The sequence below is a fragment of the Streptomyces sp. NPDC001351 genome (assembly GCF_042896045.1).
Classification (GTDB): Bacteria; Actinomycetota; Actinomycetes; order Streptomycetales; family Streptomycetaceae; genus Streptomyces.
In genome coordinates this window covers 62,394-82,238 of the sequence record NZ_JBIAWS010000019.1, presented here as the reverse complement: position 1 = coordinate 82,238, position 19,845 = coordinate 62,394, and the positions used below count along the sequence as shown (strand labels likewise).

The window sequence follows — 19,845 nt, the reverse complement described above, 5'->3', positions numbered from 1 at the left end:
CGGGAGGCCCGATGGTCATCACCATCCCGCTCGTGCTGCTGCTCGGCATCGGAGCGCTTGTGCTGCTGCGCTTCAAGGCCGTCGGATTCGGCGCGGCTGTCGCCGTCGCCCTGTTCGGCTTCTACCTCGCCGACACCGGCGCGGCCGACACCGTCAACCAACTCGTCACGGCCGTCACCGGCGCCCTCGCCGGCGTCGGCCGCTAGAAGGGAGACAGCCCCGTGAACGAACCCACCACGTACGGCCGTTCGGTCGGGCGCGAGGTGGCGGCCGTGGAAGTCCACCACCCCGCCCCGATCACGCCCGCCCACACCGCGCCGCTCATCCCCGTCCAGCCGGGCACCATCCCGGCCGTGGCGAGCGTCGTCCTGCCCGACGGCCGGGTCGTTACCGGCTACGCGATCGAGCCCGCCAAGCCCGAACCGGTCGCCGCCAAACCCGCCGTCTCGCGCACGGCGGTGAACATCGCCCTCGGGGGCATCGGCTTCGGCGCCGTCTGCGGCGGACTGGTCCTGCTGACCACGTTCATTGCCGCCCTCGCCGCGCTCATTCACCAGCTCATCATCCTCGCCGCCGTCATCTTTGGCGGGTGGGTGGCCGTGCAGATCTTCAGCGCAAGCGGCCACGGCGACGGGACCACGGTCCACATCCGCAAGGCCGTCTTCAAGCGCAACAACTTCCATGGCTGAGCAGCGAGAGGAACCGAGCGTGTTCGAGATCCGCGTCATTTGCGACCCGGCCGACACCGGCCGCATCACCACCGCGCTCAACGGCGCGTTCACCACCGGCAATGTCCGCGACTACCCCACCCGCGACGGCAAGCGTCGGCGCCTGTACGTCACGGCCGACCACCGCCCCGAACCGGGACCCTGGCCCACGCCGGAAGAGGCGTACGCGCTCGCCCCGAGCATCGTCCGCGAGATCGGATGGACCGCCCAAACGGCCGCCGACAAGCCGTTCGGCAAGGACCTGGATCGGGAGTACTGGCTGCGCAAGGGTGCGCTGTTGGACCGCATCGCGCTTCAGGGCGAGGCCGACGGATTCCACGGTGACGCGGGCGAGGCCGCCACGGAAGCGGCCCGCCGGCTCATCGCGTACGACCGGGACGGCGAGGGCGACTACCACGGCGCCCCGTACTGGCCGGAGCACCCGGCCACCGACGCCGACCCGCGCGGCTACGTCCGCCAGGAATACGCCCGCTGGGCCAAGAACCACTAGCTACGCCCGAGGGCGGCGGCTCCCGGACAAGGACAACCCGCCGCCCTCGGTCTCCCTATCCCGACGAAGCAGAACAGGAGACCTAAAGCATGACAGCTGACGGCAAGACCCGGCTTCCCCGCGCCGGGAACCACCCGGCCGGGTGCCACCTGCACACCGCGCTGCAACTCGCTGCGGTCGGCATCCCGGTGCTGCCCCTGCGCCGTGGCAAGGTGCCGTTCGGCAACTGCCGCGCGTGCGCGCACAACGCGTGCGGCGGGCGGCCGAACATGAAGCGCGCGGGCACCTGCCAGTGCCCTGCCCCCTGCCACGCATGGGCCGCCGCCACCACCGACCCGCACGTGCTCACCTCCCCGGCGTGGGCGGCGGCATGGCGGCATGCCGTGGCCCTCGCCTACCACCCCGGCGGGGCGGGGCTGACCGTGGTGGACCTCGACAGCACGGCGGCCGTCGCATGGGCCCGTGAGACCCTGCCCACCACCCGGACCGTGCCGACGACCCGGGGAGAGCACTGGATCTACCAGGGCGCCATGCGGTCATCCAACGCCGTGCGGCCCGGTGTCGACGTCAAATCGCTGATGAACTACGCCCGGTGGCTCGGACCCGGCACCGGGCGCATGACGGCGCTGCCCTCGGCCGTCCGCAACCTGGTCGCGAGGGAAGACACCACCCCGGCGGCGGGGCGGGTGGTGTCTTCCGTCTCCGCGCGCGCCACCTGGAACCCGTCGGTGGCCACAGGGTGCCGCCACACGGAGCGCTTCGTACGGACCGGCCTCGAACGCGGCCTTGCCCTGGTACGCGCCCGCACCGAATCCGGCGCCGGATCACAGGCGTTCGGCGTGGCCCGCTTCCTCGCCTCCCAGCACACGACGTGCCCCGGACCGTGCGGACTCGCCGCGATCGGCGAGGAAATCGTGACGGCCGCCGTCTTGGTGGGGGTGCCGGAGCCCTACGCGCGCCGCGCGGTCACCAACGGCCTTGAGACGGCCGGAGAGCGGGCAGCATGAACAAACCGTCCCGAACCCCCGTGAAAAGCCCTCAAGGCGCCGTACAGGGCTCGCCACGGCCGACCGTGGGCGAACCGAAGGTCGCCGCCCGCAAGGGCGTCCATATCGCTGTTGGCTCTGACCCGCAGACGGTCACCGTCACCGGCATCACCCCAGGGCTTCAGACCCAGTGCGAGGGCGTCCCGGTCGCGGACTGGCTCTGCGCTTGTGGGCACCACGAACGCGCCCGGGGCCGCGCCGCCGTCATCAGGCTGACCGCCCGCGTGAGCGTCGGCGTCTGCCCCCACACCACCACCGCCGAAGGGAGGGCCGCCTCATGACTCCACAGCCTGTGGACAGCCCCGACCTGTGGGCCGGACTGCCCACCCTCGACGCACCACCCGGCGAGGACGACACCGCACCGGAGGTGTGGGAAGACCCCATTCCCCTCACCGGCCGGCGCGAGCGTCCCCCCTTCCCCGCCCACGTCCTGCCCGCGTGGCTGGGGGACTTCGTGGCGGCCGTCGCCGAGGAGACCCAAACCCCCGTCGACCTCGCCGGGTCCATCGCCCTGGCCGTGCTCGCCACGGCGGCCGGCGGCCGGTCGGTGGTCCACGTACGCGGCAACTGGCGTGAGCCCACCAACCTCTACACCGTGGTGGCGCTCCCGCCCGCCAACCGCAAGTCCGCCGTCTTCGCACTGCTGACCAACCCCCTCTATGAGGCGGAGCAACAGCTCAAGACCGCGATGAAGCCCGTGATCGTGGAAGCGGAGCTGACGGCGAGGTTGGCCAAGGAAGCTGCCGACAAGGCTGCCGCCAAAGCCGCGTCCGCCGACGACGACAAGCGCGACGACATGTTGGCGACGGCCGTAGGGCTGGCGCAGACCGCTGACACGCTCACCGTCCCCGCTGAACCGGTCCTGTTGGCGGACGACTCGACCCCCGAGACGGTCACCTCACTCATGGCGGAACAGGGCGGGCGGCTGTCGGTGATGAGCGCTGAGGGCGGCATCTTCGACATCATCGCCGGCCGCTACTCCGGCGCCCCCAACATGGAAGTCTTCCTCAAGGGGCATGCCGGGGACCGGCTGCGGGTCAACCGGCAGACCCGCCGCGAGTACATCGACGCCCCCGCCCTGACCATCGGCCTCGCCGTACAGCCGGACGTGCTGCGGGACATCGGCAAGGTGAAGGGGTTCGAGGGACGCGGCCTGCTGGCCCGCTTCCTGTACTCCCTGCCGGTGTCCACGGTCGGCGAACGCGAGATCATCACCGATCCAATCCCCGAGCAGACGGCAGCCGCCTACGCCGCGCGGGTCATCGACCTGACGCTGTCCCTCGCGGAGTGGACCGACCCGGCCGTCATCCAGCTCAGCCCCGAGGCGGACGCGGCCCTGATCGCCTATCAGAAGCGGGTGGAACCCCAACTCAAAGCGCGCGGCGGCAAGTTGGGTCACATCTCGAACTGGGCCGGAAAGCTGGCCGGGGCGACCGCCCGCATGGCCGCACTGCTGCACCTCGCCGAACACGGTGGCAACGGCTACGCCCACCCCGTCACCGAGGACACCATGCGCGCGGCCATCGAGCTGGGGGATTACTACACCGCCCACGCCCTCGCCGTGTTCGACGTCATGGGCGCCGACCCGGTCCTGTCCCGCGCCCGCAGCGTGCTGGAAGCGCTGCGGGACAACCGGGGGGAGGACGTCAGCCGACGGGACCTCTTCAGCGTCCTGTCCCGCAGTGAGTTCCCCAGTGTCGCCGACCTGGAACCCGCCCTGGCGCTGCTGGAAGACCACGGATACCTGCGGTCCTACCAGCCCGCGCCCACCGGCAAGCGCGGCCGGCCCCCGGCGCCCCGTCTGCTGGTCCACCCCCGCCTCTGGCAGGGCGGCGGCTGACCGGCCCGCGCCCTCAACCCCTCCCGCACAAACCGCAAAATCGCAAAAAACCTCAGCAGTGCCGCTGACCTGCGGCGGGACCCGCACCCCACCCCGGCGAGGGTCCCGCCGCACAATCCCGCGAAATTCCGCAAAAAACTGAGCCTTGCCCCCACCGGCCGACGGCCGCCCGGAGCGCCCCTGATTTCTGCGGAATATCGCGGATTTCTGCGGAGCCCTGCCCGCCGCCACCCACGCACCGCATCACCGCAGGTCAACGCCATGACCCGGCTTTTCTGCGGATTTTGCGGTTTGTGCGACGGCATTTGCCCCTGAACTCAGCCTCACAGGAGTGAGACGTGGACGTACCCACCACCCTTCCCCTGGCCCCGACCGAAGACCCAACCCTGGTTCTCCTCAAGGTCGAAGAGGCCGCCCGCCGACTCCGCATCGGCCGCACCACGTGCTACGCGCTAATCCGCTCAGGAGAACTGGAGTCCGTACCCGTCGGCCGTCTCCGCCGCGTTCCCGCCGACGCCCCGGCCGCGTACGTCGCCCGTCTCCGCGAAGCCCAACGCGCCGCTTGACGATGCCCGGGGCGGTGGCTCCCGGACAGGACAACCCGCCACCCCGGTCTCCATCCCGACACGAGAAACAGGAGTCTGCCTGTGGCAGAGGACAAGAAGAAACGCACCCGACAGCCGAACGGCCGAAGCTCGATCTACTTCGGCAAAGACGGCAAGTGGCACGGCCGCGTCACCGTCGGCATCCGCGACGACGGCACCCCGGACCGCCGCCACGTCGAGCGGAAGACCCGCGCCGAAGTGACGCTAGCCGTACGCGAGTTGGAGAAGGAGCGTGACGCCAAGACCGTGCGGAAGCCCGGCAAGGCGTGGACGGTCAAGGCGTGGCTGACGCACTGGATTGAGAACGTCGCGCCCCTCGCTGTCAACGACAACACGATGGTCGGGTACGGCGTGGCCGTCCGGAAGCACCTCATCCCCGGCTTGGGGGCTCACCGTCTCGACAGGCTGAAACCCGAGCACATCGAGGCGTTCTACGCGAAGATGCAGGCCAACGGCAGCAAGCCCGCGACCGCTCACCAGGTGCACCGCACCCTGCGGACTGCCCTCAATGAGGCCGTGCGGCGTGGTCATCTTGGCAAGAACCCCGTTCAGTTGGCCAAGGCGCCGAAGACGGGGGAGTACGAAGTGGAGCCCTACAGCGTCCAAGAGGTACAGCGGTTGCTCCAGGCCGCTGACCGGCACCGGAACTCCGCACGCTGGGCCGTCGCCCTCGCCCTCGGACTCCGCCAAGGGGAAGTGCTCGGCCTGGTGTGGGATGACGTGGACCTTGACGGTGGGTTCCTTGTGGTCCGGCGTAGTCGCCACCGGCCGCAGTACGCCCATGGGTGTCTGGAGCCGTGCGGACGCAAGGCCGCCGGGTACTGCCCGCAGAAGCGGCGCACCAACCCGGAGTTGTCAACCACCAAATCGAGGGCAGGCCGCCGCGCGGTCGGTCTCCCCGAACAGCTCGTTGACCTACTCCGTGCCCACCTCAAGGCGCAGGAAGAGGAGCGAGCGGCGGCCGGGAAGCGCTGGGAAGAGAACGGGCTGGTCTTCCCGGACGAACACGGCCGTAGTCCGTCCCACCGTCGGGACTGGGCAGAGTGGAAGGCTCTTCTCACAGAGGCGAAGGTGCGGGACGGACGTCTGCACGACGCGCGCCATACGGCCGCGACGGTTCTGCTCATCCTCGGTGTCCCCGAGCGCGCCGTCATGGGTCTCATGGGGTGGTCGACCACGGCCATGGCCGCCCGCTATCAGCACATGGTGGACGCCGTGCGGACGGACATCGCGAAGCAGGTGGACGGCCTGATCTGGAAGCCCGAGACGGACCGGCCGGACGATGACGACGACGGTTCGGCCGGCGCCCTCGTACCGGCCAACTGAGACGGCAACTGAGACGGACGGCCAAAAGGGCGGCACCCCATGCAGGGTGCCGCCCTTTCCTTTTGCCTGGTCAAGGCCATAGAGGCCGTGGCGGGAATTGAACCCACGTACCTCGCTTTGCAGGCGAGTCCCTAAGCCACTCGGGCACACGGCCGGGTCGGAGTGGAGCGCTGGGCTCCGTTCCGAACTCGGTGAAACGACCGTACGGCGGGGTCGGGAGGGGGCTCAAGGGAAACACGGGGGCTGCAACGGGACTGCCATACGCCGTTCATGAATGGGCGGCGGCGGGCTTGGGTGAGTACGCGATTGCGGGCAATCCATCCGGTACCAAAGTGGCCCCAACAGTGGTACCGTCATGGTATGGCTATGAACCTTCGTCTGCGCGACGACCAGCAGGAGGCGCTCAAGCTGCGGGCCGAGGAGGAGGGGCGCAGCATGCACGCCATAGTGCTTCAAGCGATCGACCGGTATCTGGAGCAGGAGGCGGACCGCGCCACTGTCCGTCGGCTGGGGGCGAAGTACGCGGCGGGCCACGCTGATCTGCTGCGGAGGCTGGGGGAGTAGATGAAGTACCTCACGGTCCAGGAAGTCCTGGACCTGGCGGAGCTGGCGTGCGGAGAGCAGACACAGGTTGCCGTGCGTGACCTGGGTCTGCTCACCTCGGCCGTCCACCGTCCCCAGTCGCAGATGTTCGGCGTGGAGGCGTACACCGACCTCTTCGAGAAGGCTGCGGCACTGCTTCAGTCGCTGGTCCTGAACCATCCACTGGTGGACGGCAACAAGCGCATGGGGTGGATGTGCACCGTTGTCTTTCTCGACGTCAACGGCACCGAGATGCTGGACGTTGACCAGGACGAGGCGTACAAGCTCGTGATCGAGGTGGCGTCCGGCGTCCTGGAGGACGTGGCGCTGATCGCTCTCCGTTTGAGGGCACTCCACGACGCGATGTGACGTGAGTCCCACCCGCGGGCGGCCCGGCCTTGTCCGCGTGTTGACACCGTCGGCCCGCCGGTAGGGTGGCCCGGTTGTCATACCCAACCCGAGCCGCCCGACCACCCACACGGAGACCGTGACTACCACCGCCGCCAGCTCTGCCTCGCACTCCCACCACCTCTCTCCCGCCTTCCCCGGCCGTGCCCCCTGGGGCACCGCCAGCAAGCTGCGTGCCTGGCAGCAGGGGGCGATGGAGAAGTATGTCCAGGAGCAGCCCCGCGACTTCCTCGCCGTGGCCACACCCGGCGCCGGCAAGACGACCTTCGCGCTGACGCTCGCCTCCTGGCTGCTGCACCATCACGTCGTGCAGCAGGTGACCGTGGTCGCGCCGACCGAGCATCTGAAGAAGCAGTGGGCGGAAGCGGCGGCACGCATAGGCATCAAGCTCGATCCCGAGTACAGCGCGGGCCCGCTCGGCAAGGACTACCAGGGCGTGGCCGTCACGTACGCCGGTGTCGGCGTGCGGCCCATGCTGCACCGCAACCGCGTCGAGCAGCGCAAGACCCTCGTCATCCTCGACGAGATCCACCACGCCGGTGACTCCAAGTCCTGGGGCGAGGCCTGTCTGGAGGCCTTCGAGCCGGCCACGCGGCGGCTCGCGCTCACCGGCACGCCGTTCCGCTCCGACACCAACCCCATCCCCTTCGTGACGTACGAGGAGGGCAACGACGGGATCCGGCGGTCCGCCGCCGACTACACCTACGGCTACGGCAACGCGCTCGCCGACCACGTCGTGCGGCCCGTCATCTTCCTCTCCTACAGCGGCAACATGCGCTGGCGCACGAAGGCCGGTGACGAGATCGCCGCCCGGCTCGGCGAGCCCATGACCAAGGACGCGATCAGCCAGGCCTGGCGCACCGCCCTCGACCCGCGCGGCGAGTGGATGCCCAGTGTGCTGCGCGCCGCCGACCAGCGGCTGACAGAGGTCCGTAAGGCCATCCCGGACGCCGGCGCCCTCGTCATCGCCTCCGATCAGGACTCCGCGCGGGCCTACGCCAAGCTGATCCGCGAGATCACCGGCAACAAGGCGACCCTCGTGCTCTCCGACGACGCCGGCGCCTCGAAGCGGATCGACGAGTTCAGCGAGAGCAACGACCGCTGGATGGTTGCCGTCAGGATGGTGTCGGAAGGCGTCGACGTGCCACGCCTCGCGGTCGGCGTGTACGCCACCACCATCTCCACCCCCCTCTTCTTCGCCCAGGCCGTCGGCCGTTTCGTGCGTTCGCGGCGGCGCGGCGAGACCGCGTCCGTCTTCCTCCCCACCGTCCCCGACCTCCTCACCTTCGCCAACGAGATGGAGGTCGAGCGCGACCACGCCCTCGACAAGCCGAAGAAGGAGGGCGAGGAGGACCCGTACGCCGAATCCGAGAAGGAGATGGAGGAGGCGAACAAGGAGCAGGACGAGGACACCGGTGAGCAGGAGGAGTTCTCCTTCGAGGCGCTGGAGTCCGACGCCGTCTTCGACCGGGTGCTCTACGACGGCGCCGAGTTCGGCATGCAGGCCCACCCGGGAAGCGAGGAGGAGCAGGACTACCTCGGCATTCCGGGGCTCCTCGAACCCGATCAGGTGCAGCTCCTCCTCCAGAAGCGGCAGGCCCGGCAGATCGCGCACAGCCGCAAGAAGCCGGACGCCGAGGCGGATCTGCTGGAGCTGCCCGCCGAGCGCCGGCCCGTCGTCTCGCACAAGGAGATGATGGAGCTGCGCAAGCAGCTCAACACCATGGTCAGCGCGTACGTCCACCAGAGCGGCAAACCCCACGGCGTCATCCACACCGAACTGCGCCGCACCTGCGGCGGCCCGCCGAGCGCCGAGGCCACGGCAGGACAGTTGCGGCAGCGGATCGCCAAGGTGCAGGAGTGGGCGACCCGCATGAAGTGACGGCGGTTGTGCGCCGGAGCATTCACGCCGTACGTATCGGGACATACGGAGGTACTCCCTCCCTGTATGTGCCCGGATTCTGGACGGAGACTTCCGCTCAGCGAACCCCCTTCGCTACTGTCCGGCTACGCACACGCCCCGTGGCAGCGCCGCCGCGGAGCGCAGCCGTGAAGCGACGCGGCCCGGCAGCGGCCGGGTCGCCGGCCGATCGGCGGCCTCTGTTGCGCGTCATCGACGGGACTCGGTGACGCACCGCCGCTCGGAGGTCGCCGACCTCACCACTTGGAGGAGTGGGCGTCGTGACCGCGGAGACCTCTCAGACGCTCGACCGGGGACTGCGTGTCCTCAAGCTGCTGGCCGATACGGACCACGGGCTGACCGTCACCGAGCTTTCCACCAAACTGGGCGTGAACCGGACCGTGGTGTACCGGTTGCTCGCCACGCTGGAACAGCATGCGCTCGTACGGCGTGACTTGGGCGGCCGCGCCCGGGTCGGGCTCGGGGTGCTCAGGCTCGGCCGGCAGGTGCATCCGCTGGTGCGGGAGGCCGCGTTGCCGGCGCTCCGGTCGCTGGCCGAGGACATAGGTGCGACGGCCCACCTGACGCTGGTGGACGGGGCGGACGCGCTGGCCGTGGCCGTCGTCGAGCCGACCTGGACGGACTATCACGTGGCGTACCGGGCCGGGTTCAGGCACCCCTTGGACCGAGGAGCCGCGGGCAAGGCGATCCTTGCCGCGCGGGCCAAGCCCAGCGGGGACTGCGGGTACACGCTGACTCATGGGGAGCTGGAGGCCGGGGCCAGTGGGGCCGCGGCGCCGCTCCTCGGGGTCACGGGGGTCGAGGGCAGCGTCGGCGTGGTGATGCTGGCCGACGCGGTGCCGGAGCGGGTCGGGCCGCGGGTGGTCGACGCGGCTCGCGAGGTTGCCGAAGCCCTCCGCTGAGCCGCCACCGGGTTGGCCGATGCGCCAAACCGCTCCCGGCACCTCTGGCCGATGCCCTCACCGCTGTCCACCCGTCCGCCCGCATCATCGGGGCCAAGCAGCGCAACAGCGGAGAGGGCGGCCAGTGGACACAGTCGGAATCCGGGCCGAGGCCGGGCGGCAGACACTCTCGCTCGACCTCGACTCCGATGTCGTCGCCCTCACCCGCGCCCTGGTCGACATCCCCTCCGAGAGCGGGCAGGAGGGCCGGATCGCGGACGCCGTCGAGGCCGCCCTGCGGGCCCTTCCCCATCTCGCCGTCGAGCGGATCGGCAACTCGGTCCTCGCGCGCACCGACCTCCGCCGCCCCCAACGGGCCGTCCTCGCCGGGCACTTGGACACCGTCCCGGCCGCCGGAAACCTGCCCTCCCGGCTCGTCGACGGCCGTGTCCACGGCCTCGGCGCCTGCGACATGAAGGGCGGCGTCGCCGTCGCCCTCCGTCTTGCGGCCACCGTCCCGGCCCCCACCCGCGACCTCACCTACGTGTTCTACGAGTGCGAGGAGGTCGAGGGCGACCGCAACGGGCTGCACCGGATCGCCGCCGAGCGGCCCGAGCTCCTTCAGACGGACCTGGCGATCCTCATGGAACCCTCCGACGCGGGCGTCGAGGCCGGCTGCCAGGGCGTCCTCACCGCGGACATCGTGGTGCGCGGCGCGCGCGCCCACACCGCCCGCTCCTGGATGGGCGCCAACGCCGCCCACCTCGCCGCCCCCGTCCTGCAGCGGCTCCACGACCACATGGCCGAGCGGGTCGTGATCGACGGGCTGGAGTACCGGGAGAGCCTGAGCGCGGTCGCGGTACGCGCCGGGGTCGCCGGGAACGTCGTACCGGACGAATGCGTGATCACCGTCAACTCCCGCTTCGCACCCAGCCGTTCGCCGCGGGAGGCGGAGGAGTACGTGCGCGGGCTCTTCCCCGAGTACGAGGTCCGCGTCACCGAAGTGGCACCGGGCGCGCTCCCGGGGCTGGACCGCCTCGTCGGCCTCGTGTCCGCGCTCGGCGCCCCGCCCCGCCCCAAGCTCGGCTGGACGGACGTGGCCCGCTTCGCCGCGCTCGGCACGCCTGCTCTCAACTACGGCCCCGGGGACCCGACGCTGGCGCACACGGCGGGGGAGCACGTGCCGGTCGACCACCTGCGGACCTGCGAGGAACGCCTCAGGACGTGGCTCCTTCAGGCCCTTTGAGCCCCGCCAGCGCCCTCAACTGAAGCCACAGCACCAGCCGTTCGTCGGGGTCGTCGAGATCGATCCCGACGTGCTGCTGTGCCTGCTTCAGGCGGTAGCGGCAGGTGTTCGGGTGCACGGCGAGCAGCTTCGCCGCGCCCGCCATGTCGCAGCCCGCGTCGAACCAGCTGACCAGGGTGCGCGCGTAGTCGGTGCCGTGCCGCTCGTCGTACGCCAGCACCCGCCGCCATGCCCCCGCGCTCAACTCCCGCCGTTCGCCGAGCACTTCGGTCAACCTGAGCAGAGTCACCCGCGGGCGCACCTCGTCCACCGTCGCCACCGGCAGCTCCGGTCCGAGCACCCGCAGCACCAGCTCGGCGTCCTCCCGCGACCCCACGACCTCCGCCGGACCCGCCACCACCTCGCCCAGCGCCGCCCGCACGGGCACCCGCAGCGCCTGCCCGGCCCGCGCCACGATGTCCTCGGCCAGCCGCTTGTGCCGCGTGCCCGGCCCGGGAAGGACCGCGTAGACCACCCCGTCGACCAGCACGCACGCGTGCCGCCCGTAACGCGCCTCGCACTGCAGTCGTACGACGTCCAGCAGGCGCAGGGCGGTCTGCTCGGCGTCCGGGAGGCTCGCGGCGGCCGGCACGAAGGCGGCCACCCGGACCGCGCCCTCAAGGCCCAGGCGGTCGAAGGCGGTCGACGGGTCGGCCGTGCCGTCGAGCAGCCTGCGCAGCAGGTCGCTGTTCTGGTGGCGGGCCAGCTCCTGCGCCGCCCGGGCCCGCAGCAGGAGCAGGGCCGCCGTGGACGCGCCCTGCGTCAGGGTCTCCTCGGCGTCGGACGCGAGTGTGCCGTCGTCGACCACCCAGACCGAGCCGAGCGTCTCGCCGCCCGCGCGGACGGCTACCGCGAGGCGCGGCAGGTCGCCGTCCCGGAGCGCGGGCATCCGGACCGGCCCGGGGGACGCGAACAGCACCCGGTACTGCTCGGTGTTGGGCGTGCTGGCCGGCACCTGGAGGCCGAGGATGCTCTGCCGCCGGTCCTCGTCCACCGGCTGGCCCGGGACCGTGGAGTAGGCGAGGATCCGCTGGCGCGGGTCCTCCACGGCCGTCGCACCGCCGGTCGCCGCCGCGACCGCGTCCGCGAGCGCGAACAGGTCCCCGAGGCCGTTCACCGACGGTGCAGGCCGAGCCGCGATCGCCGAGGACAGCAGCAGGTGGACGTGGTGCCAGGCCGCGTCCTCGTCGACCGACAGCAGCGCGAGACCGTGCGCCTCCGCCTCGCCGACCGGCCCGTCCGGGCCGCGTACGACAAGGCCGGTCATCCCGGCCTCCGCGGCCGCCCGGACAAGAGGCCCGGCGGCCGCCGCCCGCACGCCCACGGCCAGCAGCAGCGCGCCCGGCGCATGCGGCATCGGAGCCTGGGCGTCGTACAGCAGTGCCTCGGTGACCGGGGCGGCGAGCCGGTCGGGGGCCGTGTGCAGGCGCAGTGCGGGGCCGCCGATGACGTCCAGGAGGTCGCCGAGGGTGCAGGCGTCCATGGGGCTCCTCAGGTACGCGGACTGCGGTCCGACGGGGCGCGATTGGCCGATTCCGAAACGAACGTACGCAGTCGTTGTACAGACGCACAACCCGGAGCGATCCCCTCCCCTCGAAACTCGATCCATGACCCTCGACCGCCCGCCCGGAGTGAGCACCCGTACCGTCCACGACGTCGCCGGTCTCGCCGCCGTCGCCGACTACTTCAGCGAGGTCTGGCAGACCCCGCGCAGCGCCCCGCCCTACCCGGCCGAAGTGCTGCACAGCCTCGTCCACGCGGGCGGCGCCGTGCACGGCGCGTACGACGGGACGCGGCTCGCGGGAGCGTCGGTGGCGGTGTTCGGGCCGCAGGGGGACGTGTACTCCCTGGTCGCCGCCGCGGACCGGGGGCTCGGCTACACCGTGAAGCAGGCCCAGCGCGCCTGGGCCCTCGGCCTCGGCGCCCGCACCATGCGCTGGACCTTCGACCCGCTGGTCGGCCGCAACGCCCGCTTCAACCTGGCCAAGCTGGGCGCCACCGGCACCGAGTACCTCGTCGACTTCTACGGCCCCATGTCGGACGGCGTGAACGACGGCGACGAGAGCGACCGGCTGACGGTCACCTGGGAGCTGGCGGCGCCGACCCGCTCGTACGAGACCACCGACCGGGACACCGCCCCCGGCACCCACACCGCCCCCGACGGCGCGACGCTCGCCCGCCGTGACCCTGCCGGCCGGCACATCTGGTGCCGTGTACCGGAGGACGTCGTCCGGCTCCGCGCCGCCGACCCGGAGCTTGCCCTGCGCTGGCGGTATGCCGTCCGTGAGGTGTTCACGGAGGCCTTCGCCCAGGGGTTCACGGCGACGGGGATGTCCCGTGACGGCTGGTACACCCTTTCGAGAGAGGCAACGGCATGAAGCTGGAACGCGTGGAGATCGTCCATGTGGAGATCCCGCTGGTCACCCCGTTCCGTACGTCCTTCGGCACGATGACGACGAAGGACACCTTCCTGCTCCATGTCGTGACGGACGCGGCGGAGGGCTGGTCGGAGTTCGCCGCCGACCCGGAGCCGCGGTACTGCTCGGAGTTCGTGGCCGGTGCGGAGATCGTGCTCCGGGACTTCCTGCTGCCGCGCGTCGCCGCTCTGCCGCGGCTCACCGCGGCCGCGCTCGCCCCCGCCATGGCGAAGACCAAGGGGCACGAGCTGGCGAAGGCGGCCCTGGAGACGGCGGTCCTGGACGCGGAGCTGCGGTCGTACGGCATGCCGCTCGCCACCTATCTGGGTGCGGTGCGCGAGCGGGTCCCCGCGGGGGTGTCCGTCGGCATCAAGGATTCCGTCCCCGAACTGCTGGACGACGTCGAGCGCTACCTCGCCGAGGGCTACGTCCGCATCAAGCTGAAGATCGAGCCCGGCTGGGACGTGGAACCGGTCCGGGCGGTCCGCGAGCGCTTCGGGGACGCGCTGCCCCTCCAGGTCGACGCCAACACGGCGTACACCCTGGCCGACGCCGAGCATCTGCGGCGCCTGGACTCCTTCGGGCTGCTGCTGATCGAGGAGCCGCTGGACGAGAACAACCTGTACGCCCATGCGCAGCTCCAGAGGCGTCTGCAGACCCCCGTCTGTCTCGACGAGTCCCTCCACAACGCCCGTGACACCGCCTCCGCGATCGCGATGGAGGCGTGCCGGGTCGTCAATGTGAAGCCCGCGCGCGTGGGCGGTTATCTGGAGGCCCGCCGCATCCACGACGTGGCGCACGCCCACGGGGTGCCCGTGTGGTGCGGCGGCATGCTGGAGACGGGAATCGGCCGCGCCCCCAACCTCGCCCTGGCCGCACTCCCGGGCTTCACCCTCCCCGGAGACACGTCCGCATCCAGCCGCTACTTCGCCGAGGACATCACCGAGCCGTTCGTCCTCAAGGACGGCCACCTGCCCGTTCCCACCGCGCCCGGGATCGGTGTCGAACCGCTGCCGGACGCACTCCGGCGCTTCACGAGGGAGAAGCGAGACCTGTACGTGAGTCGACCGACACCTGGCCGGAAGTGACCGTCACGTTAGATTGATCCCGTGCTCTCTCGCCTCACACGCCCCCAGGCCCTCGCCGTCTGCGCGCTGCCCGTCGTGGCGCTGATCGCCACCGCGGTCTTCGCGCCGCTGCCGTTCTCGCTGGCGCAGCCCGGGCTGACGGCGAACGTGCTCGGGGACAACAAGGGCACCCCGGTGATCACGATCTCCGGGGCGACGACCCGCCGGACGAGCGGGCAGCTGCGGATGACGACGATCGAGGCGACCAACCCGGACGCGCATGTCTCGCTGAGCAATGTGATCAGTGCCTGGTTCGCCACGGACCGGGCCGTCATGCCGCACGACTCGGTGTATCCGAGCGGCAAGTCCACCAGGGAGATCGAGCAGCACAACAGCGCGCAGATGAAGCAGTCCCAGGACGCCGCGACCCGGGCCGCCCTGGACTATCTGCACCTGAGTGACAAGAAGGTCAAGGTCACGCTGAAGCTCGCCGACGTGGGCGGCCCCAGCGCCGGGCTCCTGTTCACCCTCGGCATCATCGACAAGCTCGACGGGAACGGCAGCGGTGGCGACCTCACGGCCGGCCGCACCATCGCCGGAACGGGGACCATCGACGGCGACGGGACGGTCGGTGCCGTGGGAGGCGTGGCCCTGAAGACGCAGGCCGCGCGCCGGGACGGCGCGACCGTGTTCCTCGTCCCGAAGGCCGAGTGCTCCGACGCCAAGTCCGAACTGCCCAAGGGCCTGCGGCTGATCCCGGTGACCACGCTGAAGGGCGCGGTGAACTCGCTGGTGGCACTGGAGACGGGCAAGGGGTCAGTCCCCAGCTGCTGATTCAGTCGGTGTCCTCCAGGGGGTGCTGCCAGCGGAGGCCGGGGAAGCGGGTGAAGTCGCGGTCGGCGGAGTAGAGAGTGGCGCCGTGCTCTATGGCAAGGGCGGCGAGGTAGGCGTCCTGGACGAGGTTGGCGCGTGCGCCTACTTTGCGGCACAACCGGTCGAAGATGTCCCTGTGGCGTGGCCCTTCGACCAGCGGGACGGTCGCCGGAGCATCGCGCAGGACCTGCACGAAGTCCAGTGCGGACTCCACCGGCGCCGGATCGCGATAGATCCGGGGATGCGTCACGATGCGCACGAAGCCACTGAGGACAACCGAACTGAGCCCGAGGGGTTCATCGCCCTGGAGCCGTTCAGTGAGCCATGGGTTGTACGCCGCGTGCTGTTCGACGTCCTTGCGGAAGGCGTACACCAGGACGTTCACGTCGCAGAAGATCATTCGAGGCCGTCCATGAGGTCGAGCAGAGCGGCGTTGTTGTCGAGGTCGACACCCGGGCGCACGCCGCCTGCCCCGTAGGTGGGCAGGTTGACGATGTTCTGCGCCGCCGCCACATCCCGTGCGAACGAAGCCCGCAGTGCATCCTCTATCACCGCACTGACCGTGACGCGTCTGCGCGCCGCCCGCAGCTTGGCTTGCTGGATCAGGTCCTCGGGGAGGTCGACAGTAGTCCTCATGCATACAAATGTAGGTTCTCCGCATCATGATGCGCCAGGGTGAATCGATGATGCGCAGAGTTGACCTACTTGACGAAACCCTCCGCCTTCATCCACTCCAACGCCACCTGATGCGGATCCTCCCCGTCCACGTCCACCTTCGCGTTCAGGGACCGCGCCACGCCGTTGTCCAGCTTCTTCGTGATCGGGTCGAGGACCTCGGCGATCGCCGGCCACTTCTTCAGGGCCTTGGTGTTGATCACCGGTGCCACGTTGTAGTTGGGGAAGAACTTCTTGTCGTCCGCCATCACCGCCAGGTTCATGGACTTGATGCGGCCGTCGGTGGTGAACACCTCGCCGTAGGTGCAGCTGCCCTTCTCCACCTGGGTGTAGATGATCCCGGTGTCCATCTGGGTGACGTTCTTCGCGGGCACGCTCATCCCGTACGCCTTCTCCATGCCCGGCAGCCCGTCCGCCCGGTTGGCGAACTCGCTCTCCACGCACAGGGTCACCGCACCGGGGTTCTTCCTGGCCAGCGCGGCCACGTCGGACAGCGTCCGCGTGCCGTACTTCTTGAAGTTCGCCTGGTTCATGGCCAGCGCGTAGGTGTTGTTGAGCCGCGAGGGCGGCAGCCAGGTCAGGCCGTTCCTCAGGTCCGCGTCGTGCACCGCCTGCCACTGTTTCCGCGGGTCGGGGATCGGCTCGCTGTTGCCCTGGTACGTGATCCAGGCGGTGCCCGTGTACTCGTACATGGCGTCCACGTCGCCGGTCCTGACCGCCTCGCGTGCGCCGATCGAGCCCTGGATGCCGGTGCGGTCCAGGACGTCCGCGCCGGCCGCCTGGAAGGCGATGCCCATCATCGCGCCGAGAATGAGCTGCTCGGTGAACGACTTGGACGTGACGGTCAGATGGGCGCCGGCGAGCGGCTTGCCGTGTCCGACGGAGCCGGGCTTCACGGCGTCCACCATGGGAGAGCCGCTCTGCAGGCCGCAGCCGGACGCGGCCACCAGGCCGGAGAGCAGCAGCAGACACGTGGGCCGCCGTCTCATGTCCCCGCCTCCAGCCCCCGGGGCCTGAGCAGGAGTTCCGCCAGCGACGCCAGCCAGTCCACCAGCAGCGCCAGGGCGACCGTGAGGATCGAGCCCAGCATCAGCACCGGCATCCGCTGGTTGGTGATGCCGGTCGTGATCAGCACGCCCAGGCCGCCGCCCCCGCCGAAGGTCGCCAGGGTCGCCGTACCGACGTTCAGGACCAGTGCCGTACGGACGCCCGCGAGGATCAGCGGGACGGCCAGCGGGAGTTCGACCCTGTTCAGCACCCCCAGTGGGGACATGCCGATGCCGCGGGCCGCCTCAAGGAGCGTCGGGTCGTTGGCCTTCAAGCCGGCGATCGTGTTGGAGAGGACCGGGAGCACGGCGTAGACGATGATGCCGATCAGGGCCGCCTTCGTGCCGGTGCCGAGCCAGATCACCAGCAGGGCCAGCAGGCCGATCGCCGGGGTCGCCTGGCCCATGTTGGCGATCGTCATCGCCACCGGGGTCAACTTACGGAAGGCCCTGCGGGTCAGCAGGATCCCCAGCGGGATCGCGATGATCAGCACGAAGAAGGTCGAGACCACGGTGAGCTGGATGTGCTGCCAGAGGGCCTTCGACACCTGGCCGCCCGAGAGAGCGTTCTCGGAGATCGCGTCGAGGTCGGCCTGCCGGAACCACAGCCAGGTCGCGAGCAGGAGGGCGACGATCACGGAGGGCAGGAGCGTCAGCTTCTGCCAGGTGATGCGGGGCTTCAGCGGGCTCGGCGCCGGCGGCGGCGCCTCGGTCTCCTGCCCGTCCTCCTGCGCTGCCGACCCGGGTTCCTCCAGCTCAGAGGTGGTCATGCCTTCGTCACCCCGCCGGGGCCCTCCTGCTCGGCGTGCGTCTGGGTGGCCCGCAGCTCCTCCAGCTCGTGCTGGGCCTCCAGCGCCTCCAGCCGGTCCGCCTCCATCAGCTCGTGCACGGAGTTCATGAGCGTCGCCACGTCGACGACGCCCTCGTACGCGCCGCGCCGCCCGGTGACCGCGACCCGCCCCGCGTTGTCGGTGAGGACCGCCTCCAGGGCGTCCCGGAGTGTGGCGTCCCTGGTCACCGTGTCGTTCACCAGCGTGCCCGCCCGGGCCAGCGAGCCCCGCGCGCGCATGAGGTCGCCGCGCCTGAGCCATTTGTAGGGGCGGCGGCGCTTGTCGAGCAGCAGGATCTCGTTGGTCCCGCTGCCGCGGAGCCGGTTGAAGATCTCCTGGAGCGGGTCGTCGAGGGTGACGGTCGGATAGTCGGTGATCTCGACGTCCCTCACGCGGGTCAGGTTCAGCCTTTTCAGGGCGGCTCCCGCGCCCACGAACCCGGACACGAAGTCGTCCGCCGGGTTGGTGAGGATCGCCTCCGGGGTGTCGAACTGGGCGATGTGCGAGCGTTCGCGCAGCACGGCGATGCGGTCGCCGAGCTTGATCGCCTCGTCGAAGTCGTGCGTGACGAACACGATCGTCTTGTGCAGTTCGTGCTGCAGTCTGATCAGCTCGTCCTGGAGATGGTCGCGGGTGATCGGGTCGACCGCGCCGAACGGCTCGTCCATCAGCAGGACCGGCGGATCGGCCGCCAACGCCCGCGCCACGCCCACGCGTTGCTGCTGCCCGCCCGACAGCTGCCGCGGGTAGCGGGCACGGAACTCGACCGGGTCGAGACCGACCAGGTCGAGCAGTTCCTCCACCCGGGAGCGGATCCGCGCCTTGGGCCAGCCGATCATCTTCGGTACGAGGGCGATGTTCTGGGCGACCGTCATGTGCGGGAAGAGCCCCGCCGACTGGATCGCATAGCCCACCTTGCGGCGCAGCTTGACCGGGTCAATGTCGGTCACGTCCTCACCGTTGATCCGGATGCGCCCCCCGGTCGGCTCGATCAACCTGTTGATCATCTTGAGCGTCGTCGACTTACCGCATCCGGACGGGCCGACGAAGATGACGAGCTCGCCCGCCTTGATCTCCATGTTGACGTTGTCGACGGCGGGGCTGGGATTGCCCGGATACCGCTTGGAGAGGTTCTCCAGCTCGATCGTCGCCCCATGGGTGGCCTCAGACACGGATCCCCCTGGGGATGGTCAGCCGTCCGATCAGGACGTACGCGGCGTCGAACAGCAGCGCGAGGACGATGATCCCGAGGGTGCCCGCGAGGACCTGGTTGAGCGCGTTCTTGCTGCCCAGCGAGCCGAGGCCGCGGAAGATCTCGTTGCCGAGGCCCGGACCGGAGGCGTACGCGGCGATCGCGGCGATGCCCATCAGCATCTGCGTCGAGATCCGGATCCCGGTCAGGATCGGCGGCCAGGCCAGCGGCAGCTCGACCCGGACCAGCCGCATCGGCCGGGACATCCCGATGCCCCGCGCCGCGTCCACCAGCGACGGGTCGACCCCGCGCAGTCCCACGATCGAGTTCCGCACGATCGGCAGCAGCCCGTACAGCGTCAGCGCGATCACCGTGGGCGGCACGCCCAGCCCCACGATCGGGATGAGCAGACCGATCATGGCGAGCGAGGGAATGGTCAGGATGGCCGAGGTGCTCGTGGTCGCGAGGCTGCCGGCCCAGTCGCTGCGGTAGGTGACGATCCCGATCAGTACGCCGATCACGGTCGCCACGACCATGCACTGGAACACGGCGCTGGCGTGTTGGTAGGCGTCCGTGAGCAGCTGCTGGTGCCGGTTGCCCAAGTACTCCCAGAACGTCACACGCGCTCACCCC

23 protein-coding genes and 1 tRNA gene are annotated in these 19,845 nt (G+C 70.3%); 16 read left to right on the top strand and 8 right to left on the bottom strand.

The genetic code is table 11. From position 1 onward, the window contains the following. Positions 1-11 precede the first annotated feature (11 nt). The 8 genes from ACFY1U_RS44630 (at position 12) to ACFY1U_RS44595 (ending at position 6,035) form a co-directional block, all read left to right on the top strand. Positions 12-206 (top strand): hypothetical protein, encoded by a 195-nt coding sequence (locus tag ACFY1U_RS44630; RefSeq protein ID WP_390699813.1) that lies wholly within the window; start codon positions 12-14, stop codon positions 204-206. A 15-nt stretch (positions 207-221) separates the two neighbouring features. Further along, a complete protein-coding gene (locus ACFY1U_RS44625) occupies positions 222-689 on the top strand; it encodes a hypothetical protein (RefSeq protein ID WP_390699812.1) in 468 nt (155 codons plus the stop codon). Between the two features lie 19 nt (positions 690-708). Further along, positions 709-1,218: a hypothetical protein gene (locus tag ACFY1U_RS44620; RefSeq protein ID WP_390699893.1), complete on the top strand. Its 510-nt coding sequence runs from the start codon at positions 709-711 to the stop codon at positions 1,216-1,218. An 89-nt stretch (positions 1,219-1,307) separates the two neighbouring features. Next, entirely contained in the window at positions 1,308-2,225 is a 918-nt protein-coding gene (locus ACFY1U_RS44615) for a DNA primase (RefSeq protein ID WP_390699811.1), read from the top strand. Between the two features lie 20 nt (positions 2,226-2,245). After that, entirely contained in the window at positions 2,246-2,545 is a 300-nt protein-coding gene (locus tag ACFY1U_RS44610) for a hypothetical protein (protein ID WP_390699810.1), read from the top strand. Continuing rightward, complete coding sequence (locus tag ACFY1U_RS44605; RefSeq protein ID WP_390699809.1) at positions 2,542-4,104, top strand: YfjI family protein; 1,563 nt, start codon at positions 2,542-2,544, stop codon at positions 4,102-4,104. The genes ACFY1U_RS44610 and ACFY1U_RS44605 overlap by 4 nt, the downstream gene beginning before the upstream one ends. A 338-nt stretch (positions 4,105-4,442) precedes the next feature. Continuing rightward, positions 4,443-4,670, top strand: a complete 228-nt coding sequence (locus tag ACFY1U_RS44600; protein WP_390699808.1) for a helix-turn-helix domain-containing protein — start codon at positions 4,443-4,445, stop codon at positions 4,668-4,670. A gap of 81 nt (positions 4,671-4,751) precedes the next feature. Further along, the gene (locus ACFY1U_RS44595; protein WP_390699807.1) at positions 4,752-6,035 is read left to right on the top strand and encodes a tyrosine-type recombinase/integrase; all 1,284 of its coding nucleotides are present in this window, start codon (positions 4,752-4,754) and stop codon (positions 6,033-6,035) included. A gap of 82 nt (positions 6,036-6,117) precedes the next feature. Here ACFY1U_RS44595 and ACFY1U_RS44590 read toward each other — a convergent pair. Next, positions 6,118-6,189: transfer RNA gene (locus ACFY1U_RS44590), tRNA-Cys, on the bottom strand. Between the two features lie 212 nt (positions 6,190-6,401). On the opposite strand from ACFY1U_RS44590, the gene ACFY1U_RS44585 reads away from it, so the two are divergent. The 5 genes from ACFY1U_RS44585 to dapE all read left to right on the top strand — a co-directional run bounded on the left by ACFY1U_RS44585 (position 6,402) and on the right by dapE (position 11,073). Beyond that, positions 6,402-6,599, top strand: a complete 198-nt coding sequence (locus tag ACFY1U_RS44585; RefSeq protein WP_013003224.1) for an Arc family DNA-binding protein — start codon at positions 6,402-6,404, stop codon at positions 6,597-6,599. Next, a complete protein-coding gene (locus ACFY1U_RS44580; protein WP_390699806.1) occupies positions 6,600-6,986 on the top strand; it encodes a type II toxin-antitoxin system death-on-curing family toxin in 387 nt (128 codons plus the stop codon). A gap of 118 nt (positions 6,987-7,104) precedes the next feature. Then, positions 7,105-8,907, top strand: coding sequence for a DEAD/DEAH box helicase (locus ACFY1U_RS44575; RefSeq protein WP_390699805.1), 1,803 nt, complete (start codon positions 7,105-7,107; stop codon positions 8,905-8,907). Between the two features lie 299 nt (positions 8,908-9,206). Beyond that, positions 9,207-9,848 carry an IclR family transcriptional regulator gene (locus ACFY1U_RS44570; RefSeq protein ID WP_390699804.1) on the top strand — a complete coding sequence of 214 codons (642 nt, stop codon included), beginning with the start codon at positions 9,207-9,209 and terminating at the stop codon, positions 9,846-9,848. Between the two features lie 124 nt (positions 9,849-9,972). Further along, on the top strand, positions 9,973-11,073 hold the full coding sequence (gene dapE, locus ACFY1U_RS44565; protein WP_390699803.1) for a succinyl-diaminopimelate desuccinylase: 1,101 nt from the start codon (positions 9,973-9,975) through the stop codon (positions 11,071-11,073). Here dapE and ACFY1U_RS44560 read toward each other — a convergent pair. Beyond that, on the bottom strand, positions 11,045-12,595 hold the full coding sequence (locus ACFY1U_RS44560) for a PucR family transcriptional regulator (protein ID WP_390699802.1): 1,551 nt from the start codon (positions 12,593-12,595) through the stop codon (positions 11,045-11,047). The two genes, dapE and ACFY1U_RS44560, sit on opposite strands and share 29 nt — an antisense overlap. Positions 12,596-12,719: 124 nt before the next feature. On the opposite strand from ACFY1U_RS44560, the gene ACFY1U_RS44555 reads away from it, so the two are divergent. Genes ACFY1U_RS44555 through ACFY1U_RS44545 form a run of 3 tightly spaced genes read left to right on the top strand, consistent with a single transcriptional unit; the run spans position 12,720 to position 15,430 of the window. Beyond that, entirely contained in the window at positions 12,720-13,490 is a 771-nt protein-coding gene (locus tag ACFY1U_RS44555) for a chorismate synthase (RefSeq protein WP_390699801.1), read from the top strand. After that, on the top strand, positions 13,487-14,617 hold the full coding sequence (menC, locus tag ACFY1U_RS44550; protein ID WP_390699800.1) for an o-succinylbenzoate synthase: 1,131 nt from the start codon (positions 13,487-13,489) through the stop codon (positions 14,615-14,617). Before ACFY1U_RS44555 ends, menC begins: the two co-directional genes overlap by 4 nt. A gap of 21 nt (positions 14,618-14,638) precedes the next feature. Continuing rightward, the gene (locus ACFY1U_RS44545) at positions 14,639-15,430 is read left to right on the top strand and encodes a S16 family serine protease (protein ID WP_390699799.1); all 792 of its coding nucleotides are present in this window, start codon (positions 14,639-14,641) and stop codon (positions 15,428-15,430) included. Between the two features lies 1 nt (position 15,431). Here ACFY1U_RS44545 and ACFY1U_RS44540 read toward each other — a convergent pair whose 3' ends face one another. From ACFY1U_RS44540 to ACFY1U_RS44515, 6 genes are all read right to left on the bottom strand, one after another. Beyond that, positions 15,432-15,869, bottom strand: a complete 438-nt coding sequence (locus tag ACFY1U_RS44540; protein WP_390699798.1) for a type II toxin-antitoxin system VapC family toxin — start codon at positions 15,867-15,869, stop codon at positions 15,432-15,434. Beyond that, positions 15,866-16,105 (bottom strand): DUF2191 domain-containing protein, encoded by a 240-nt coding sequence (locus ACFY1U_RS44535; RefSeq protein ID WP_365835157.1) that lies wholly within the window; start codon positions 16,103-16,105, stop codon positions 15,866-15,868. The genes ACFY1U_RS44540 and ACFY1U_RS44535 overlap by 4 nt, the downstream gene beginning before the upstream one ends. Positions 16,106-16,170: 65 nt before the next feature. Continuing rightward, positions 16,171-17,133, bottom strand: coding sequence for a glycine betaine ABC transporter substrate-binding protein (locus tag ACFY1U_RS44530; RefSeq protein ID WP_390699797.1), 963 nt, complete (start codon positions 17,131-17,133; stop codon positions 16,171-16,173). Then, positions 17,130-17,960: an ABC transporter permease gene (locus ACFY1U_RS44525; protein WP_390699796.1), complete on the bottom strand. Its 831-nt coding sequence runs from the start codon at positions 17,958-17,960 to the stop codon at positions 17,130-17,132. The genes ACFY1U_RS44530 and ACFY1U_RS44525 overlap by 4 nt, the downstream gene beginning before the upstream one ends. Further along, positions 17,957-19,192: a betaine/proline/choline family ABC transporter ATP-binding protein gene (locus tag ACFY1U_RS44520; RefSeq protein WP_390699795.1), complete on the bottom strand. Its 1,236-nt coding sequence runs from the start codon at positions 19,190-19,192 to the stop codon at positions 17,957-17,959. The genes ACFY1U_RS44525 and ACFY1U_RS44520 overlap by 4 nt, the downstream gene beginning before the upstream one ends. Continuing rightward, positions 19,185-19,832: an ABC transporter permease gene (locus ACFY1U_RS44515; RefSeq protein ID WP_390699794.1), complete on the bottom strand. Its 648-nt coding sequence runs from the start codon at positions 19,830-19,832 to the stop codon at positions 19,185-19,187. Before ACFY1U_RS44515 ends, ACFY1U_RS44520 begins: the two co-directional genes overlap by 8 nt. Positions 19,833-19,845 lie beyond the last annotated feature (13 nt).

Coding starts and splice junctions, on each gene's coding strand:
- ACFY1U_RS44630 (WP_390699813.1), top strand. CDS start 12: ATGGTCATCACCATCCCGCTCGTGCTGCTGCTCGGCATCGGAGCGCTT.
- ACFY1U_RS44615 (WP_390699811.1), top strand. CDS start 1,308: ATGACAGCTGACGGCAAGACCCGGCTTCCCCGCGCCGGGAACCACCCG.
- ACFY1U_RS44605 (WP_390699809.1), top strand. CDS start 2,542: ATGACTCCACAGCCTGTGGACAGCCCCGACCTGTGGGCCGGACTGCCC.
- ACFY1U_RS44585 (WP_013003224.1), top strand. CDS start 6,402: ATGAACCTTCGTCTGCGCGACGACCAGCAGGAGGCGCTCAAGCTGCGG.
- ACFY1U_RS44580 (WP_390699806.1), top strand. CDS start 6,600: ATGAAGTACCTCACGGTCCAGGAAGTCCTGGACCTGGCGGAGCTGGCG.
- ACFY1U_RS44560 (WP_390699802.1), bottom strand. CDS start 12,595: ATGGACGCCTGCACCCTCGGCGACCTCCTGGACGTCATCGGCGGCCCC.
- ACFY1U_RS44555 (WP_390699801.1), top strand. CDS start 12,720: ATGACCCTCGACCGCCCGCCCGGAGTGAGCACCCGTACCGTCCACGAC.
- menC (WP_390699800.1), top strand. CDS start 13,487: ATGAAGCTGGAACGCGTGGAGATCGTCCATGTGGAGATCCCGCTGGTC.
- ACFY1U_RS44540 (WP_390699798.1), bottom strand. CDS start 15,869: ATGATCTTCTGCGACGTGAACGTCCTGGTGTACGCCTTCCGCAAGGAC.
- ACFY1U_RS44535 (WP_365835157.1), bottom strand. CDS start 16,105: ATGAGGACTACTGTCGACCTCCCCGAGGACCTGATCCAGCAAGCCAAG.
- ACFY1U_RS44530 (WP_390699797.1), bottom strand. CDS start 17,133: ATGAGACGGCGGCCCACGTGTCTGCTGCTGCTCTCCGGCCTGGTGGCC.
- ACFY1U_RS44525 (WP_390699796.1), bottom strand. CDS start 17,960: ATGACCACCTCTGAGCTGGAGGAACCCGGGTCGGCAGCGCAGGAGGAC.